The 19,257-nt window shown below is 49.1% G+C and carries 11 protein-coding genes; 3 read left to right on the top strand and 8 right to left on the bottom strand.

Annotated elements, in window-relative coordinates; all coding sequences use genetic code 11:
* Positions 1-155: 155 nt before the first annotated feature.
* Positions 156-2,507, bottom strand: a complete 2,352-nt coding sequence (gene rnr, locus ACY0JR_RS02680; protein WP_462632303.1) for a ribonuclease R — start codon at positions 2,505-2,507, stop codon at positions 156-158.
* A gap of 193 nt (positions 2,508-2,700) precedes the next feature.
* On the bottom strand, positions 2,701-4,524 hold the full coding sequence (locus ACY0JR_RS02675) for an ABC transporter ATP-binding protein (protein WP_462632302.1): 1,824 nt from the start codon (positions 4,522-4,524) through the stop codon (positions 2,701-2,703).
* A 137-nt stretch (positions 4,525-4,661) separates the two neighbouring features.
* Here ACY0JR_RS02675 and ACY0JR_RS02670 point away from each other — a divergent pair, with 137 nt between their 5' ends.
* Positions 4,662-5,276, top strand: coding sequence for a hypothetical protein (locus ACY0JR_RS02670; RefSeq protein ID WP_462632301.1), 615 nt, complete (start codon positions 4,662-4,664; stop codon positions 5,274-5,276).
* 52 nt (positions 5,277-5,328) lie between these two features.
* On the opposite strand, the gene ACY0JR_RS02665 is transcribed toward ACY0JR_RS02670, so the two are convergent.
* Positions 5,329-5,946, bottom strand: a complete 618-nt coding sequence (locus ACY0JR_RS02665; RefSeq protein WP_462632300.1) for a lipoprotein signal peptidase — start codon at positions 5,944-5,946, stop codon at positions 5,329-5,331.
* A gap of 97 nt (positions 5,947-6,043) precedes the next feature.
* The gene (gene ileS, locus ACY0JR_RS02660; protein ID WP_462632299.1) at positions 6,044-9,604 is read right to left on the bottom strand and encodes an isoleucine--tRNA ligase; all 3,561 of its coding nucleotides are present in this window, start codon (positions 9,602-9,604) and stop codon (positions 6,044-6,046) included.
* 568 nt (positions 9,605-10,172) lie between these two features.
* Here ileS and ACY0JR_RS02655 point away from each other — a divergent pair.
* Positions 10,173-11,282, top strand: a complete 1,110-nt coding sequence (locus ACY0JR_RS02655; protein ID WP_462632298.1) for a dipeptide epimerase — start codon at positions 10,173-10,175, stop codon at positions 11,280-11,282.
* A gap of 452 nt (positions 11,283-11,734) precedes the next feature.
* Here ACY0JR_RS02655 and ACY0JR_RS02650 read toward each other — a convergent pair whose 3' ends face one another.
* Positions 11,735-13,231 (bottom strand): glycine--tRNA ligase, encoded by a 1,497-nt coding sequence (locus ACY0JR_RS02650; protein ID WP_462632297.1) that lies wholly within the window; start codon positions 13,229-13,231, stop codon positions 11,735-11,737.
* A gap of 244 nt (positions 13,232-13,475) precedes the next feature.
* On the opposite strand from ACY0JR_RS02650, the gene ACY0JR_RS02645 reads away from it, so the two are divergent.
* Positions 13,476-14,882: an inorganic phosphate transporter gene (locus ACY0JR_RS02645; protein WP_462632296.1), complete on the top strand. Its 1,407-nt coding sequence runs from the start codon at positions 13,476-13,478 to the stop codon at positions 14,880-14,882.
* Between the two features lie 779 nt (positions 14,883-15,661).
* Here ACY0JR_RS02645 and ACY0JR_RS02640 read toward each other — a convergent pair.
* The 3 genes from ACY0JR_RS02640 to ACY0JR_RS02630 all read right to left on the bottom strand — a co-directional run bounded on the left by ACY0JR_RS02640 (position 15,662) and on the right by ACY0JR_RS02630 (position 19,257).
* Positions 15,662-16,141, bottom strand: a complete 480-nt coding sequence (locus ACY0JR_RS02640; RefSeq protein ID WP_462632295.1) for a hypothetical protein — start codon at positions 16,139-16,141, stop codon at positions 15,662-15,664.
* A gap of 571 nt (positions 16,142-16,712) precedes the next feature.
* Positions 16,713-18,302, bottom strand: a complete 1,590-nt coding sequence (locus tag ACY0JR_RS02635; protein ID WP_462632294.1) for an Ig-like domain-containing protein — start codon at positions 18,300-18,302, stop codon at positions 16,713-16,715.
* Positions 18,303-18,369: 67 nt separating this feature from the next.
* The gene (locus tag ACY0JR_RS02630; protein ID WP_462632292.1) at positions 18,370-19,257 is read right to left on the bottom strand and encodes a class I SAM-dependent methyltransferase; all 888 of its coding nucleotides are present in this window, start codon (positions 19,255-19,257) and stop codon (positions 18,370-18,372) included.

Genomic DNA, 19,257 nt, shown 5'->3' with positions numbered 1-19,257 from the left:
CTAACTTTAATGTGAGATGAAAATGCGGCTTCTTTACCTGCTCTCAAAGCTACAGGAAATAAAGAAACCGCATTCTAGTTTATTATGGGTATGTAAAAAAAGCGTTCAGAGCCCTTTCTTGGGAAAAGAGCCCTAAAACGCTTTTAGAAAATCACTTACTTTTTCACGGTGTCCACCAGCGTGAGGTCAATGGTACGTTCCAGTACGTTGGCGGCTTTCACCTCTACAATCACCTCATCGCCGAACGAGATAATGCGTTTGTTGTTCTGACCAATGATACGGTAGTTCGCAGCATCCAACTCGTAGAAATCGTCCTGCAAATCTGCCAGGCGAACCATGCCTTCGCACTTGTTCTCCTCAATCTCTACGTACATGCCCCAGTCTGTTAAACCAGAGACAATGCCCTTGAACTGCTGCCCAATAAAGCTACTGATGTACTCTACCTGCTTGAACTTGATGGAAGCCCGCTCGGCATCTGCCGCACGTTTCTCCATGTCTGAGGAGTGCAGGCTACGCTCTTCAAATTCCTCCTTCTCGGCGGTGAAGTCTTTCTGGCTATACTGGTAAATGAGCCGGTGCGCCATCATATCTGGGTAACGTCTAATGGGCGACGTAAAGTGCGAGTAGTGCGCGAACGCCAGACCAAAGTGGCCTTCCTCCTCAGTGCTATACTTCGCTTTGGCCATGGTTCTGATAGCCAAGCTTTGCAGTACGCTTTGTTCGGGCTTGCCTAACGTCTGGTCTGCCAGTTTGTTCAGCTCTTTGGAAATATCACGGCCTTCCTCTAAATCTACTGAATAGCCAAACTTACGCGCGAACAAAGAGAAGTTCATGAGCTTCTCCGGGTCTGGGGCGCCGTGCGTACGGTACACCATCGGGAGTTTGTTCTTGCCTTTTCTTTGTTTGAACACGTGCTCGGCTACGTATTTGTTGGCCAGCAACATGAACTCTTCAATGAGCTTGTGCGCGTCTTTGCGTTCTTTCACGTACAGGTGCAGCGGCTTGCCGTTCTCATCCAGCTTGAATTTCACCTCGATGGTCTCAAAGTTCACGGCTCCGTTCTTAAAGCGGATGTCCTTGAATTTCTTGGCCAGTTCGTTCAGCTTTAGGATTTCCTGGGCAAAGTCACCTTCGCCGGTTTCAATTACCTGCTGGGCTTCTTCATAGGCAAAGCGGCGGTCTGAGTGAATGATGGTACGGCCAATCCAATAGTCATGGATTTTGGCGTTGTCATCTATCTCAAAAACCACAGAGAACGTGAGTTTGTCTTCATGCGGACGTAAAGAACACAAGCCGTTAGACAAGCGCTCTGGCAACATAGGAATGGTACGGTCTACCAAATACACCGAAGTAGCCCGACGGTACGCTTCTTTCTCCAGTTTAGTGTTAGGCTGCACGTAATGCGTCACATCGGCTATATGCACGCCAATCTCCCAGTTACCATTCTCCAGCTGACGCACGCTGAGCGCATCATCAAAGTCTTTGGCATCTGCGGGGTCAATGGTGAACGTAGTGATATCTCTAAAGTCGCGGCGTTTAGCAATTTCCTCTGGCGTAATACCCTCCGGAATTGCTTCGGCCTCTTTTTCAACTGATTCCGGAAATTCAAACGGTAAACCGAACTCCGCCATGATGGCGTGAATCTCAGCGTTGTGCTCTCCGGCCGGGCCGAATACCCGGATGATTTCACCCGTAGGTTTCTTCTCTGGGTCTTCCGGCCAATCGGTCACTTTCACCAGTACTTTGTCGCCGTGCTTGGCATCAGCTAGGCCGCGCTCGCCCACAAATACGTCAAAGTACATGCGTTTCTGGTCAGGCACAATGAAACCGTAGCCTTTGGACATCTCTAGTCGGCCCACAATTTCCTCACGCTGGCGCTGAATCACTTCTACCACTTCTCCTTCAGGGCGTTCATTTGCCCGGCGGCTACGCCGAAGTTGTACCCGCACGGTGTCACCGTCCATGGCAAACATGAGGCGTTCTACGGGTACCCGTATGTCCTGCTCGCTTTCTTCGCTCACCACGTAGGCATGACGGCCATTGGCCAAGTCAACTTTACCTACCAGGGTGGGACCGCCTCTTCTGGAAACGGTGCTTCCTCGCTCGGCATCTCTGTCTCTGCGGCTTCCGCGTTCAGGACGGTCAAAGGTTCTTTCCAGACTTCCTCTGAACTCGGGGTTCAGGATATAGGAGTCATCCGGCAGGAAAATCAGTTCACCGTTTTTGCTCATCTTCTTCAGGAGCCCAGATACTTGCTCACGGCCTTCTTTGTCTGTGACGCCCAAGCGGCGGTGCAACTGCCGGTACGTAAATACTTTTTTAGGCTCTTGCCCGAAAATATTCAACAGCACTTCTCTGGACACATCACCAACGTTTGAACCGCCGCCGCTGCGTCTACCCGAAGCACCTCCTCTTTCACGGCGAGGAGCGTCTTTGTCTTTTCTGCTATTACCAGACCTGGGGGCAGAATCTCTGCCGGCACCCGGGCCTCTTCTTTTTCTTTCCATTAATTCATTTCAATTATTCATAAGTCCTGTGTTAAGCGCAGAACCTACGCGGCCGCATGTACTGCGGCCTTAATTATTTTATGTTTGCTTTCTTTTCAACATTACGGAAAGCATTTGCCAATTGCTGTTCTCTGCCTGATTTCAGGAAAACGAAGTAAAAACGCTGCTACGAAGAAAGCATCTGCAAATATATCTATTCGTCTATACTTGCTTTGTACGCTTTTCGTTTCTCTTGAGCCGCTAAAATATCTTTCAGGTCGCTGGCCGGTATTGCCTGAAGCAATGCTTTAGTATACGGCTGCTGCGGAGAAGCGAATATTTGTTGGGCAGAACCCTGTTCCACAATCTGGCCTTTGTCCATCACCAACAGGCGATCAGACATAAATTTAGCCACAGACAGGTCATGGGTGATAAAGAGGAGCGTGAGATTGAGGTCGCGTTTAAGTTGGTTGAGCAGGTTCAAGACTTGTGCTTGCACAGACACGTCTAAAGACGAAACAATCTCATCACAGATGATACACGTGGGTTCCAGGGCCAGGGCTCTGGCAATGCAAATGCGCTGCAGCTGACCACCGGAAAATTCATGGGGATAACGGTGAAAATGATCGGGAAGTAAGCCAACGGTTTCCAGCAATTCCAGCACCCGCTGTTTTCTTTCCTTCTGGGTAGATAACACCTGATGTACCTGCATGGGTTCCATCAGGGATTCGCCTATTTTCATCATAGGATTGAGCGAAGCCAAGGGATCTTGAAAGATCATCTGGAAGTCTTTTCGGCTTTTTCTTAACGCTTCTTTGGGCAAAGCGGCCCATTCTTTTCTGTTGAAAACTATCTTTCCTTGTGTAGGCTCTATCAACCGCAACAAGGTCCTTCCCAACGTAGACTTTCCACAGCCAGACTCGCCTACAATGCCCAGTGTTTCGCCGGGGAAAACCTCGAAGGAAATGCCATCTACTGCTTTTACGGTCTCTTTTTTCTGCCAGATAAACGTTCTTCCCCTGGTAAATTCCACGTGGATATCTTGTACCTGCAAAAGTGGTTCAAGTGTGATTTCAGTCATGGCCAGATGAGTAGTATTAGGGGCTGTTCTTCCCGGTTTTTCCACGGCTTTCAGAGGCACATCCATTTTAAGGCTGTTTTCCTGAAACTGGTCCTGAAACGGAGTAGGCATGAAATCTGAGATGGTGGGCAAGACCGTGGCAATGTGCTGCAAAGTAGGTCTACAGGCGAGCAACGCTTGGGTGTACGGGTGCTGCGGATTCCCGAAAATTTGGGTCACGGAGCCTTCTTCCACTACTTTTCCTTGGTACATGACCAGAATGCGGTCGGCTATCTCGGCCACTACCCCTAGATCATGCGAGATGAACAGCATAGCCATCTGTTTCTGCACTCGCAGTTCCTGAAGTAATTGGAGAATACCGGCTTGTACGGTTACATCCAGAGCAGTGGTGGGTTCATCGGCAATCAGCAAAGAAGGCGCGCAAGCCATGGCCATGGCAATCATGATCCGCTGTTTCTGTCCGCCGGAAAGTTCGTGTGGGTAACTCTTGAAAATTCGCTCGGGGTTAGGCAGCTTCACTAACGTAAAAAGTTCAATTGCGCGCGAATATGCCTCTTTTTTGGAAATTTGGAGGTGAATCAGCAAGGCTTCGGCTACCTGTTTTCCACAGGAAATAACGGGGTTCAGTGAAGACATGGGGTCTTGAAAAACCATGGAAATCTCCTGGCCCCGCATCTGCTGCCGTTGCTTTTCTGAAAGCGTCAGTAAATCTATCGGCCCTAAGTGGGAAGAGTGGAAGAATGCTGTTCCAGTGGTAAGGACTCCTTCAGAGGGTAATAGCTGCATCATAGACAGGGCGGTTACCGTCTTGCCTGAACCAGATTCGCCCACAAGGGCTACCGCTTCGCCTTTCCTTATTTCAAAAGAAACCCCTTTTACCGCCTGCACTTCTCCTCCCCTGGTCTGGAAAGAAAGGTTCAGGTTTTCTACTTGGAGTAAGGGTTCTGATAAACGCATGATCTGATAAAACCGGGGGTCTTTCCAGGACATCTGAAAAGCCAAATTTCATTTTGAGACACAACTTAAATAATTAAACCTAAGTATTCACATTACCATTTGCCGTATTTGTCCCTTTTCTGATTTTATTCTCCTTTATGAAACACCTTCACAAACTAAGTTCCCTTCTTCTGAAGACAGCTTTGCTTTGGTTCTTCTCTCTCTTTTTGCTGCCAGACGCCACGGCCCAACATCGGTACCCCAACCATTTCAGGACGGGCGTAGGCTTTGCCTATATTCTGGAAGGGGATAACAGCGGTGCCTTGTTCTCTCAACAATACACGCGTGAACTGACGGACCATTTACACTTTTCTGTTTCCGGGGAGTACCTCAGTTCTTCCCGCTACGATAAACAAATTCTGCTTTTTACCTCTAGAAAGGCATTTGTCATGTTTGATGCTTCCTTTTTCTATGATCTGTATGAAACGGGTAGGTACACCCTTAAACTAGGCGCGGGTCCTGCCGTGAGAAGACGATCAGAACTGGATTTGGTAAGAGGCGGTGTTCCTGAAGGGTCTGTCACAACGCCGGGCTTAACTCCTGGCGATGTGTTTGTGCATCTTAGGGAAAAGGATATAGGCGGAAAAGTAATGGTTGAAACCGACTTCTTTAATGATAACCGTCTTTTCTTCGGGTTAAGGGCTGCTGGTTACGTGTATGACCAAGGGACTTCCATTTTTGCCGTGCAAGTGAACATGGGATATTCCTTTTAGGTCTACACCGGCCTATATAAAAAGAGGGCTGTCTTTCCAGACAGCCCTCTTTTTATGCCTCTACGATATTGATCTCGTGCTTTTCTTTGACCGGCGGCTGGTTCAGGAATCTATTCTGGTTGAAGATGATAATCAGAACTCCCATAAAGATAGCCGCATCTGCCACGTTGAAAATGGGCCACAAAGACATCGGCGTGCCGCCGATAATAGGAATCCACTGCGGCAAAATGCCTTCCCAGATATCCAGGTAGAACATATCAATTACCTGCCCGTGCAGCCACGGGGTAGATACGCCATAAGGCGCGTTATCTAGCAGCACGCCGTAGAAAACACTATCAATCAGGTTCCCGATGGCCCCGCCCAGAATCAAACCCACACACCAGATCAACCCTTTGTGGTACCGGTTCTGCACCAGATAGTACACCAAATAGCCAATGGCTACCATGGCCACCATCCTGAAAACGGTTAAGATGATCTTACCATAGTCAGACCCCAACTCCACCCCGAACGCCATGCCTGGGTTCAACGTGTAATGCAACTTAAACCAGTCCCCGAAGACAGGAATCTGCCCAGGCAGGCCCATTTGCATGTTATTATGCACCAGCATTTTCACGGTCTGGTCCACGGCGATCACCAGCAAGGCAACCAGATAGTATTTTGCGTACTTCATGAGTAAGGTTTAACCGACCGTTATAAGCTTCTTTTTCTTAAAAGAGCCCTAAAACGGCCAGCGTTCAATCTTCTTTTAAATTCCTGTAAGCGTACTCTTATCTGACTACTTCCAGTCTCACCGGCAGGCTGAAGCCTTCCATGTCCAGTACGGCGGCCTCGGAGTCTGCCAGACTTGGCACCACGGTCAGTTCTACCGCTTGTACTTCCTCAGAGATGTACCCTCCAAAAGCTTGAACGGCAGCGGCCACTTCTTCATTGCCATCCTGCAGGAACACTCTGATTTTATCCTGTACATCCAGACCGCTGTCTTTGCGCAGGTTTTGCAGGCGGTTTACCAATTCACGGGCCATGCCTTCCAGACGGAGTTCCTCGGTGATGGTGATATCCAGGGCTACGGTCAACGCTCCTTCCGAAGCAACCAACCAACCAGGTATATCCTCAGACATGATCTCCACGTCTTCGCGGCTAAGCACCGTGGTGTCATCCTCCACCGGAATTTCAAAGAAACCTTCGCGCTCCATCTTGGCGATGTCTTCCTGGCTCATCTGCTGGATCTGGGCGGCCACTAACTTCAGCTTCGGTCCGAACACTTGGCCCAGACGTTTGAAGTTAGGCTTGATTTTCTTCACCAGAATGCCGGTGGTGTCTTCCAAATACTCCAGGCTCTTCACGTTCACCTCAGAGAGAATCAGATCTTCCACTGCTTGCAGCTGGGTCTTCATTTTCTCATCCAGAATCGGAATCAAGATACGGCCCAGCGGCTGACGCACTTTAATCATATGCTTCTTCCGGAGCGAGTGCACCAAAGAAGAAACACTCTGCGCCAACTGCATGCGTTGCTCCAGGTCTACATCTATCAGGTCTTCCTGTACTTGCGGGAACGCCTCTAAGTGAATTGACTCAGCAGTGCTGCGGCCACTTACAAGGTTCAGGTCCAGGAACAGACGGTCCATGTAGAACGGCGCAATCGGCGAAGCCAGTTTTGCCACCGTCTCAAGGCAGGTATACAGCGTTTGGTAGGCCGCCTGCTTGTCTTGGTTCAGTTCGCCTTTCCAGAAACGTTTGCGGTTCAGGCGCACATACCAATTGCTCAGCTCATCGGCCACGAAGTCCTGGATGGCGCGCGCGGCTTTGGTTGGGTCGTAGTCATCAAAGTACGCGCCCACTTCTTTCACCAGCGTGTTCAGGCGGGAGATAATCCAGCGGTCACTCTCGGTGCGTTGCGCTACCGGGATTTCTGCTCCCTCAAAGGTGAAGCCATCCAGGTTGGCGTACAGCGCGAAGAACGAGTACGTGTTCTGCAACGTCCCGAAGAAACGGCGCTGTACCTCGGTCACCCCGTCCAGGTTGAACTTGAGGTTATCCCAAGGTGGCGCGTTCACAATCATGTACCAGCGGGTGGCATCTGGTCCGAAGCGGCCGATGGTCGCAAACGGATCCACGGCGTTGCCGAGTCGCTTGCTCATCTTGTTTCCGTTCTTGTCCAGCACCAGGCCGTTCGCGATGACGTTCTTGAACGCCACGCTGTCTTCCAGCATCACGGCCAAGGCGTGCAGGGTGAAGAACCAACCACGGGTTTGGTCCACGCCCTCGGCGATGAAGTCTGCCGGGAAGTTGGCGTCAAATTTATCTTTGTTTTCAAACGGGTAGTGCCACTGCGCGTACGGCATAGCGCCGGAGTCAAACCAAACGTCAATGAGGTCGGTCTCACGCTTCATGGCTTTGCCGCTTGGGCTTACCAGGATGATGTTGTCTACGTACGGACGGTGCAGGTCGAAGCCTTCGTAGTTGAAATCAGTGATTCCTAACTCTGACCGAGGCTCCTCGGTACCGGTTGGGCTCAAGGCGAACTCACCAGCAAATTCCAGCAGGGTGTTGGTTTGATGTTCCTCCGGAGTTCCGGTTGGTTTCTCGGTTGTCTTCTTAGCTTGACGCAGCGGGTTCTCGGTCATTACCCCAGCCTTGATGCTGCGCTCAATCTCGCGGTCTAACTCAGCTACCGAGCCGATGCAGATTTCCTCATCGCCTTCTTCGGTGCGCCAGATAGGTAGCGGCGTTCCCCAGTAGCGCGAGCGCGACAGGTTCCAGTCCACCAGGTTCTCCAGCCAGTTCCCGAAACGACCCGAGCCAGTGGACTCCGGTTTCCAGTTGATGGTCTTGTTCAGGTCAATCAACCGCTGCTTTACCGCGGTGGTTTTGATGAACCAGGCATCCAACGGATAATAGAGAATCGGTTTATCGGTACGCCAAGAGTGCGGGTACGTGTGCTCGTACTTCTCCACCTTGAAGGCCTTGTTCTCTTCCTTCAGGATGATGGAGATGATGACATCCGTGGTTTTATAATCCGGATGGCTCTCATCTTCATTGGTGTAATTCTTCACGTAGAAGTTATCGGGCCCAAGCGGTTTATGGGTTTTGATGTTGTACTTGGCAACGCCTTCCTGCAGCCTTACCCCAATCTCGTCAATGAACTTTCCTCTCCGGTCAACAGTGGGGAGTTCATTGCCCAACTCATCTTTGATGGTCAGGGCTGGGATACCGTGTTGTTTGGCTACTCTAAAGTCATCGGCCCCGAAGGTTGGCGACGTATGCACCACGCCGGTACCATCTTCAGTGGTCACGAAATCTCCAGCCACTACCTGAAACGCTTTGTCAGCATCATAGAACGGCTGCAGATACGGCATCAGTTGCTCATACCGAAGTCCTACTAATTGCTTACCGGTGAACTCCTGCACAATCTCAAAAGGAATTGCTTTGTCTCCGGGTTTGTAGTCGGTAAGCTGTAAGTCTTTGTTCTTGTCTGAAAAATACTTTCCAACCAATGCCTTTGCCAGTACCACACTTAAAGGTTTATGGGTATACGGGTTGAAGGTATTTACCTGCACATAGGTAATCTTGTCGCCAACCGCCAAAGAGGTGTTGGAAGGCAAGGTCCAGGGCGTGGTGGTCCAGGCCAGGATGTAGACACCATCATTAGACCCAGAGAATAGGAAATCAGATTTAGAATCTTTGATGACCTTGAACTGCGCCACGATGGACGTATCCTTCACTTCTTTGTAGCAACCTGGCTGGTTCAGTTCGTGGGAGCTGAGTCCGGTACCGTCTGAAGGCGAGTACGGCTGAATGGTGTAGCCTTTGTAGAGGTAGCCTTTGTCATACAGTTTTTTGAGCAGCGCCCAATTGGATTCTATGTATTGGTTGTCAAAGGTGATGTACGGTTTGTCAAGGTCCACCCAGTACCCCATGCGCTCAGTGAGGTCATCCCACTGATGTTTGAAACGCATTACGGTCTCACGGCAACGGGCATTGTACTCCTCCACCGAGATAGTCTTCCCGATGTCGTCTTTGATGATGCCCAGTTCTTTTTCTACCTGCAGCTCAATAGGTAACCCGTGGGTATCCCATCCGCCTTTGCGGACTACTTGGAAACCTTGCAAAGTTTTGTAGCGGCAAAAAATGTCTTTCACGGCACGGGCCATCACGTGGTGAATACCCGGTGCGCCGTTGGCCGAGGGTGGTCCCTCATAAAACACGAACGTAGGCTGACCCGCGCGGGTCTCCACCGATTTCTCAAAGATGCGGTTCTCTTTCCAGTAGGCTCTCACCTCTTCGGCCAGACCCGCATAGTCTAGTTGCTTATACTCGTTGTACTTCACCTTTTTGTCTGTAGGATGTGTTAGGTGTTCTTCATTTCTAGAATATCGGTCTTGAAGAAGGTATTCCGTCAAAGCCGATACTAGCTAAAGCTTTACGTGATGAAATAAATAGCATCTCTCTCGCAAGCCATAATTAAGCAAAGTTAAACAATAAATAACTTCTGTTAGGATTCCAATGCTTTTTTCCGCTTTAGGGCTGATTTTCTGAAAAAGGTTGGAAACGGGAAGGTACCTTCAAGGCTTTTCACCACCCCGCCCTTTGGGCACCCCTCCTGAGTCAGGAGGGGAGTTTCTGGTTGCTCACTCTGTACCGCCTGCTCAAAAGACCTCGCAGCGTCCGGAGGTCCTGCGAGCGTCTGCGCCATTGATGGTCCTTGATGAGAAAAATACCCGTGGACAACTCCTCATTTTAGGCCTTCTTTTTCAAAAAAGGCTCCTAAACAGAAAAACCACTTTTTCACAGGATAACTTCACAGCTTTTGGCCTTGCCTAATTTTATTCGCAGTTTTCTTATCGCTTACATTTCCTTTCTTTGTTTCTCAAACGGCACACCTATAAACAAAAAACTATGAATTCTACCCAAATCGCCTCGGTGAGTTATCAACCATTGAATTTGCCTCTGATAGAACCTTTCGCCATTGCCACCGGCACGCAATACCGGGTGGAGAATGTGGTGGTGCAGGTACAGTTGGTAGATGGAACCACTGGTTTGGGCGAGGCGGCTCCGTTCCCGGCGGTGAGCGGCGAGACACAGGAAAGCACCTTAGTGGTTCTGCAGAATTTGGAAAAATACCTCATCGGAAAAGATGTCAAGAACTGGCGCACCCTGGCACAAGAAGTAGATAAACTCGCCCATGATGCACCCACTGCCCGATGTGGTTTAGAGATGGCCATTCTGGATGCCCTCTGCAAACACTACCAGATGCCATTGTATGTTTTCTTCGGGGGAGTGCAGACGCAGTTGGTGACAGACCTCACCATTACTGCTGGCGATGAGGCGCATGCTGCCGCTTCAGCCAAGTCCATCGTGGAACGTGGGTTCTCTATTATTAAAGTGAAGACCGAAGGAACCAATGTGGATTACGATCTCCGTCGGATCCAGGCAATCCACAACGCCGCGCCGGAGGCAAGACTCATTGTAGACGGAAATTGCGGTTATGACTTGGCACGTGCTCAAGCCTTTGTCAACAGAGCTGCCGAAGCCAAAATCCCGATTATTCTACTAGAACAGCCACTTCCGCGTGAATCTTGGGAAGACTTGGGTGTGTTAGCAACTACCTGCCCTTTCCCCATCGCCGCCGATGAATCTGCACGTAGCGCCAGCGACGTAGCACGGTTAGTTCAAGACAGAAGCGCCTCCGTTGTCAACATAAAATTGATGAAGTGCGGCGTGTTGGAAGCCTTGCAGATGGCGGCTCTGGCACAGGTGCACGGGTTGGGGTTAATGATAGGCGGCATGGTAGAATCTATTCTGGCCATGACCTTCTCGGCTCATTTTGCTGCAGGCATTGGTGGATTTGACTTCATAGATCTGGATACTCCTTTATTTATAGCAGAGCATCCGTTCAGCGGCGGGTTCCACCAAGAAGGCGAGAACCTGACGTTGAGTTCTGAAGTAGCCGGGCATGGAGTATGCCTTACCTCTCTCCTTTCCTTAGGTAATCCGTTCAAGAATTGAAAAGCTTTTCGGGCATGTTTAGGTAAAAGCATTACCGAAACGCTTTTTGATTTATAGCTGGACTCCACCCAAAATTTATATGGTTCAAGTCTGTGACTTGGACCTACTATGACCTGCAGTTTGTAACTGCAGCTAAAGCAAAGCTTTCATTCTCGCTGGCGTGAGCTTGCGGCTCGTGCCAACGTGTACCTCAATATATAATATTGGACATCTTTTGAAGCTAACGCTTCACTGCAGTTACAAACTGCAAACCATGGTAGGTCCAAGTCACAGACTTGAACCATGAAGATTTTTGGATGTATTACTTTTGTACCCACGTGGAAAACCTTCTTTCAGGTGTTTTCTTAATCTTAGCTTATTAAATACAAAAAGGCCTCTACATTTCTGCAGAGGCCTTTTTCGTGTGAATGATGTAAGAGGCTGTTTTTCTAAAATCAGCAGATATCCACGAGTTAGATTTTTTCGAAAATGCGTTTGAAGCTGACAGCGTCGCCTATGTACTGGCGAAGCTCAGAGATGTGCATACGCTTCTGTTCGCGGCTGTCGCGGTCACGGACGGTGACGGTATCGTTCTCCAGGGTTTCGTAATCTACGGCGATACAGAATGGGGTTCCTATTAAATCTTGACGGGTGTAGCGTTTTCCGATGGCATCACGCTCTTCGTAGATCATGTTGAAATCGAATTTCAGGTCATCGAAGATTTGCATGGCTTTCTCTGGTAGGCCATCTTTCTTCACGAGCGGGAACACGGCGGCTTTCACTGGGGCAATGGCTGGATGGAATTTCAGGAAGGTACGGGTCTTGGTGTTCTCGCCTTCGGTGATTTCCTCCTCCTGGTAAGCATTGCAGAGTGTCATCAGGAACAGACGGTCAGCGCCTACAGAGGTCTCCACCACGTAAGGCACGTAATTTCCGAATGGTTTGCCGTCTTCGTTCAGGTCGTTGTCAAAGTACTGCTGCTTTTTACGGCTCAAGTTCTGGTGCTGCGTCAAGTCAAAGTCAGTGCGGGAGTGGATTCCTTCTACTTCTTTGAAACCGAACGGGAATTCAAATTCAATGTCAACGGCGGCGTTGGCGTAGTGGGCCAGTTTCTCGTGGTCGTGGAAACGGAGCTTTTCAGTAGGAACCCCTAACGCCTCGTGCCAGTTGCGGCGCATGGTTCTCCAGTGCTGGTACCACTCCATCTCAGTGCCAGGACGTACGAAGAACTGCATCTCCATCTGCTCAAACTCGCGCATTCTAAAAATGAACTGGCGGGCCACAATCTCGTTCCGGAACGCTTTTCCTATTTGGGCAATCCCGAAGGGCACTTTCATACGGCCAGATTTTTGCACGTTCAGGAAGTTCACGAAGATTCCCTGGGCGGTTTCGGGGCGTAGATAAATGGTGCTGGAGTCTTCGGCCACGGAACCAACCTGTGTGGAGAACATTAGGTTGAATTGGCGCACCTCGGTCCAGTTAGAAGTACCTGAGATAGGGCACTTTATGTTTTCTGAGATAATCAATTGCTGTACGCCTTTCAGATCTTCGGCCCCTAGCAAACGGCCCATTTCCTGCAGTAATGATTGGGCTTTCTCCACATCACCAGCTTTCTCATACTCGGCGGCTTTTTCCTCAATCAGAACATCGGCGCGGTAGCGCTTCTTGGAATCCAGGTTGTCAATCATAGGATCGTTGAAGGAATCTACGTGCCCCGATGCTTTCCAGGTGTTGGGATGCATGAAGATGGCGGCGTCAATGCCTACCACGTTCTGGTGCAGTTGGGTCATGCATTTCCACCAAAGCGTTTTGAGGTTGTTTTTCAACTCCACCCCATTTTGCCCGTAATCATACACGGCTTGCAGACCGTCATAAATTTCGCTGGACGGGAATACGAAGCCGTATTCTTTGGCATGCGAGATGATATCTTTCAGCTGTGCGTTTTCTGTAGGTTTCTCAGTTGTGCTCATGGGCGCAAATATAGAGGTTTCGTTGGCACTTTTTCTAAAGTGCGCTTTTCCTTTGGTTATGGGAATACCCGCTTTGCGCGATAAATGTTCTATGAAAAAGGCTGAGCATGAGAAGACTACCGGCTTCGTTCGTACTTTTACGGCATAATAATTCGGGGACCCGAACTATTCCTTAACAATTCGGTAACATTGAGAGGAATTTATTACTTTACTTTTGGCTCCTTTTTATCACCAATACTTACTTATGTTCGGATTAGAGACACATTTACTGATCTTGCTGGTAATCTGCTTACTGGCCGCGTGTGCTTTTGAATTTGTGAACGGTTTCCATGATACGGCCAACGCCGTGGCTACTGTTATTTACACCAATACGCTTCGGCCCTGGGCGGCGGTGGTTTGGTCGGGTTTCTGGAACTTCATTGGGGTTTTTGCCGGCGGAATTGGGGTGGCTATGGGAATTGTGTACCTGTTGCCCATTGAAACGCTCATTGACCAAGACATTTGGCACGGCATTGCCATGATTGGGGCTTTATTATTGAGTGCCATCATCTGGAACCTGGGCACCTGGTACTACGGCCTGCCTTCTTCCAGTTCCCATACGCTCATAGGGTCAATTCTGGGTTTGGGAATTGCTTATTCTTTGCTGCCTTCCACCACTGAGGCTAGTTTCTCCTGGGACGAGGCCACCAAAACCGGAATGTCTCTGCTGGTTTCTCCGTTCCTGGGATTCACCTTAACCGTTTTCCTGATGTTCATTTTGAAGCGGTTTGTAAAAAATAAGACGATCTTCAAAGAGCCGCACAAACGCAAAGCTCCCCCGCTCTGGATCCGGATTATCTTAATTATTACTTGTACGCTGGTTTCTTTCTTCCACGGTTCCAATGACGGCCAGAAAGGTGTGGGCTTGGTCATGCTCATTTTGATCGCGATTGTGCCTACCTATTATGCCCTAGACAATGACAAAGACCCGGCTGGCCTCAGATCTTCCATTGTACAGGTAGAGCAGGTTTTATCTAAAGTAGACAGTACCGTACTTTCCGCTTCAGATGCCAAAGAATTAAGTATGCTCAACGCCGAGGTAAAAGAAATGAACGGTGTATTTGCCGCCAATCCTTCTACCCACAATCTGCCCAAAGACACCCGTTTCATGCTCCGTCGCGATATTTTGCTTATCACCAAAGGCACCGATAAGCTGATGGATAGCCAGGATATTACCTTGAGCCAACGGGACCGCGACCAACTGAAGGCCGGCGTAACCAGCATGCGTTCTTACACCGATTATGCACCAGATTGGGTAATTATGATGATTGCGCTCTCTTTAGGCGTGGGTACCATGATTGGCTGGAAACGCATTGTGAAAACCATTGGCGAAAAGATTGGGAAAGAACACCTGACCTACGCCCAAGGCGCTTCGGCTGAGTTTATGGCTGCCAGTGTAATCGGGTTCTCTACGTTTGTGTTCAAGTTGCCAGTGAGTACCACCCACATCCTTTCTTCTGGTATTGCGGGTAGTATGGTGGCCAATCGCGGTATCAAAAACCTGAATGCCGGCACCATCCGGAACATTGCCTTGGCTTGGGTGTTAACCTTACCGGTTTCCATGTTCTTGTCTGGTACGTTGTTTCTCCTGTTCCGCTGGATGTTCGCTTAGAACGTAGTTTATATAATATAAAAAAGAGCCGCTTCAGAAATGAGGCGGCTCTTTTGCTTTATGGGCATTTTAGTGGACTTTAATTGTTGCTAGTTAGGCTGAGAAGGAATGCGTACTTCCTCGTTACAGGGTAACGTCGCTACAAAATAATGTAGCCTCGTTACCCTGTAACGAGGAAGTACGCGTGCAAGGGAAAGGGGCCTTTCCTCTCCCTGGTATTTTCACCAAGAACGGCGGCAAGATTTCAAGTTATGATGGTTGACTTAAAAGCTGTTTTAAGGCTGATTTCTGAAAAACGTCTCTTAAACGCTTGCTTCAGCCTACCAGCTCCTGCTTTATTGGCTTAACTTCTTCCAGATGTTCTTCTTACTTCTGATGTTCCTCCAAATTCTTACTGGAAGCACTCTACCTAGATACCTAATTCTGCTAAAAAGCATTTCGTGAATACAGGCGTTCTAACAGGCTGCAGCAGATGTTAGCGTCCAAGTGTTCGTTATTTCTGGACCAATGGCTTAATGGCGCTAAAAATGGCCTCTGTACGGGCCTTCCTGATAGCTGTTCCACGGGCTTTTCCGTGGAACCTGTAAAATGAAGCGCGCAGGAATCAGGAATTTGGAGCGAGGCACGTGTCTGGCTGGAAATATTGCCGGCGTTTCGGGTATGTTTTAAGGAAATAAGGGGCAAAATGCTTGGTTGGGGAATGGTTGAAAACAGAAAGAACCGCGCTGGGCGGTTCTTTCTGTTTGAGGAGGTATGTAGCAAATGTTGTATTGGGCTTCTTAGCCTTCTTTGGGCCAGAGAACTTCCAGGTTATCGTCCATGTGTACGCCGAAGTTCACGGCCAGCAGTTTGCCTTCTTCAAAGTACAGGTCAATCATTTGCTGCTCGTAAGAAAGGCAGGTCACGTTATTTTCAATTTTTTCTTTCTCTACGTTCTGCACGCCGTTCTGCTTGAACAGATCTTCTACTTCCTGTTGACTCATTTCAAAGATCTTCTGCCCAAACAGTGTCACGTTGGGGTTGGCGGTTTCAATGCAGCTCAGGCGATAGTCGTCTTCTTTGTCAAAGTAGAACGAGAAGCCGCTGTCCCAGTAGTTCCAGGCTTTGTGCTCAAATTCGTCTTCGTCGTCAGACTCTTCTACTTCTTCGGGCTCACCCATGATCTCCTCCACGTCGTCCATACTCAGTCCGAAGCGCAGGTCGCCTATGCCGTATCCTAATTTTATCTCGTGGTCAAATTGCTCTTTATCCTGTTCCATAGTTTCTATTGGTTATATGGTGGGTGCCGTTTCCGGCTGATTTTTCTAAAACTACTCAAAAATAGCGGTTCTTCCACAATTCTGGCGGCTGAAGCCCTTCCTTTCAAAAAGCCGGCCGCGCCCCAGCTCCCCCTTCTCATTCCCGGTCTGCGGGCTTTTCCCACTTTTCCACGGAGTCAACTTGATATCTATTATAAAATGATTTTTTCTAAAAAGAATCTTGTTCGTCATTAGGGCTGTGCAGAAGTGGATAAGATTCCTTGTCCCCACGTTTTCCCCGGCGTTCTGAAATATCCTCTCAGTAGTCCCACTTATTCCCCAGCCGCTGTGGATTCATTTTGTTTCTCTATCAAGCAGTTATCTCAGCTTTCCACTTCTGCACAGGAAAAGGCGGGGAAAACCGCTAACGTTTATACGCAGGTGCATAACTTCTGGGAATTTCTGTTTTTATGCACGGCCACTCACATTTGACCTTAAGAACGAGGTTTTACAAGTTTTGGGTTTTCGGTTTATCAGACTTGGTCTTACTTTATCCAGATTCTTGTCCACAGTTATCCACCCCGTTTCCACGCTAGAATTCGATGGTCTGCGTCTCAATTTCCCAGTTGGCCCTTATCTCCCAAATGTCTTTAGGAAGGATCACGGGTTCAGGTAATCGGCGTTCTTTCAGGAGACCGTTGTCCCATTTGCCGTTGCCGTTTTCGTCTACCAGAATCCTGATTTGGTAAGCACCGGGGGTTAGATCATCCCAAACAACGGTTTTCTGGCTCACGGCTTCTTTCACTACTGCGTTCTGGCGCAGGAGCTGCACAATGAAATTCTTCTGAGTGGTGGCCAGTACTACTTTCAGGCTGCCGGTGACCACTTTATCACTTACCTGTATTTTCTGGGGCGAATTGGCATACCGGTCTCCTATAAAAGGTACCACTTTGGTGGTGTCCATGGTGATAGAAATATCGCGCTTGGCCGGCAGAGGAAGTCGCAAGACCAGCTCGGTGGTTTCCTGGTTGAAGCGGAAATCTGCGGTGTCTTTGGTGGTGACAGTGGTGGCAGAATCCAGCAGAAAAGTAAAGGCCCCGGCCGGGTTCAGGATTTTGGTGGGCACTTCAAACTGCAGTCTGATCTGCTCCCCGGGTTTAATGCTGCTTCCGTTGGCCACCGCAAAACTGTTGTTTCTTCTGGGAGCCGCTTTGCCGCTGAGCCGAACGGCCACGGTATCTAACCGGCTGTTGCTGGCGCTGTCCTGCACTTCTACCAGCCATTGTTTTTCATCGGGGCTACCCGGAAACAGGCGCAAAGTTTTCCCATTATTCCCGATGAGCCATTTGATGTTGGTGTCCTTATCTGGTGCCGTAACCGTGGCTTTGGAAATGCCCTCATTGTACTCCACCTCAAACACGTTCAAGAAACTTCTTCTGGAAATGACGTTGGGCCTGGTCACATCCTGGGTGTGCAGCCTCAGCTGAACGTCTTCTACGGCCGGCCTTACTCTGATCGTATCTGTGGTATAAGCTATGTACTCTTTCTCGTTGTCATACCGCAAGTTGTTGTTGGTTTCAGTAAGACCATAGATAAAGTAGTCGCCCTCTTTGATGTTTCTGAACGTGAAGTTCCCCGTGGAGTCTGCGTTGGTCACGTACAACGGCCGGCCTTTAGTTACCTGCGAAGTGTCTGTTACCGGATAAAGCAGCACGTTTACTTCCTTAGGCAGCGTATTACTGAAAACGAGGTTAGCCTTTCCGCTTACCCGTCCTGAGTCCAGCAAAGGCCCTGTACTGAAAGTGATCACTACGTCTCTGGCCGGATTTTTCTCTGTGATGTCAGCCAGGCTGTTTCTGAAGTTCAGGCTGTAGGTGGTGTTCTCTTCCCACGGCTTGGAAAAGGTGAGTTCCACCCTTCCGTCCTTCACCCGGCTCTTGTAAGTATTGTCTGTGAGCGGCGCGATGATAAGTTGGCGGGTCAGGTCAACGGTCTGAATGGCCTCATCAAATTCCAGGATAATCTCCTCTGGTTTCACGTTGGTTTGTCCGTCTTTAGGGTAGCTCATGACCAATTTTGGAGCAGTTACATCTCTGGCTCCCCCTTCTGGGCTACTGATGCTGGCGCATCCTTTTAAGAAGAAAGCAATAACAGTTACGGCGTATATAAGCTGTTTTTTCATTTTTGGCTTTAAAATGGAAATGACCTTACAGTGAGAACTGCAAGGTCATTATTCTTAGTGTATGTGGTTATTTTTTCTGGGCGATGAAGATTTGGCTGGAGTACGAATTGCCGTTCTTGGCGCCGTGCAGGTTAGACCTGAAACCGGTGAAGAACGAATCCAGCATCTTGGTTTGCCCATGCTTGAACTTTTCACTGAGGATGCTCACGTAGTAGGCGTCCCACTTCATGGGCAATACTTCTTTCAAATCCAGTTTATGCTTCCTGAGAAGTTTCTGCATGCTGGGTTTGTTGAAGTGGTACAAGTGCCGAGGCACATCATACGCCGCCCAATCTGCCCCGTATTTTTTGGCGTCGTAAGAATCTGCGTTCGGAACGGCGATGACCAGGTACCCTCCTTTTTTAGTGGCGTTCACCAAGGCTTTGAGCGTTTCGTTTAGTTGGTGAATGTGTTCCAATACGTGCCACATGGTCACCACTTCAAACGTTTCCTGGCCCAAATTCTCCAAAGAGCCTTGAAACAGCGGCTTGCCTATTTTCTCCTCGGTTTGTTTCCGGGCAGTTTCATTGGGTTCTACTCCTTCCACTTCCCAGCCTTGTTTTTGGCAGGCTTGCAAAAAGTACCCAACGCCGCAGCCATAATCCAGAATCCTGCCTTTGTTTCCCAAGCGGTTCACCAACTCCACCTTGTTCTTGATGGCCATGGACCGTACCAAGCGGTAGGTTTTGTTCAGCAAACCTTTGCTGGTGTCTGAGTGGGAAATGTATTCCTCAGAAGCATAGTAGGGCGCAATACTTTCTTCGGGCGGACGCGGGTTCGTGAATTTGAGCTGGCAATTGAGACACTGCACAATCACGAAACTCTCCTGGCTAACACTCTTGTCTTGTACTACTAGAAAATTCTTAAACTCTGTTTTGGAACAAATGGGGCAATGGTCTAGCCGTTCGTAGCTCAT

This window comes from Rufibacter sp. JT3400010 (assembly GCF_054956755.1).
The sequence above is the reverse complement of the archived record's forward strand: the minus strand, read 5'-3'. Positions and strand labels throughout refer to the sequence as shown.

What these genes read in the sequence shown, in the direction of transcription:
- ACY0JR_RS02655 (WP_462632298.1), top strand. Translation starts at nt 10,173, where the DNA reads ATGAATTCTACCCAAATCGCCTCGGTGAGTTATCAACCATTGAATTTG.
- rnr (WP_462632303.1), bottom strand. Translation starts at nt 2,507, where the DNA reads ATGGAAAGAAAAAGAAGAGGCCCGGGTGCCGGCAGAGATTCTGCCCCC.
- ACY0JR_RS02635 (WP_462632294.1), bottom strand. Translation starts at nt 18,302, where the DNA reads ATGAAAAAACAGCTTATATACGCCGTAACTGTTATTGCTTTCTTCTTA.
- ACY0JR_RS02675 (WP_462632302.1), bottom strand. Translation starts at nt 4,524, where the DNA reads ATGCGTTTATCAGAACCCTTACTCCAAGTAGAAAACCTGAACCTTTCT.
- ACY0JR_RS02650 (WP_462632297.1), bottom strand. Translation starts at nt 13,231, where the DNA reads ATGAGCACAACTGAGAAACCTACAGAAAACGCACAGCTGAAAGATATC.
- ACY0JR_RS02645 (WP_462632296.1), top strand. Translation starts at nt 13,476, where the DNA reads ATGTTCGGATTAGAGACACATTTACTGATCTTGCTGGTAATCTGCTTA.
- ACY0JR_RS02670 (WP_462632301.1), top strand. Translation starts at nt 4,662, where the DNA reads ATGAAACACCTTCACAAACTAAGTTCCCTTCTTCTGAAGACAGCTTTG.
- ACY0JR_RS02630 (WP_462632292.1), bottom strand. Translation starts at nt 19,257, where the DNA reads ATGAGCTACGAACGGCTAGACCATTGCCCCATTTGTTCCAAAACAGAG.
- ACY0JR_RS02640 (WP_462632295.1), bottom strand. Translation starts at nt 16,141, where the DNA reads ATGGAACAGGATAAAGAGCAATTTGACCACGAGATAAAATTAGGATAC.
- ACY0JR_RS02665 (WP_462632300.1), bottom strand. Translation starts at nt 5,946, where the DNA reads ATGAAGTACGCAAAATACTATCTGGTTGCCTTGCTGGTGATCGCCGTG.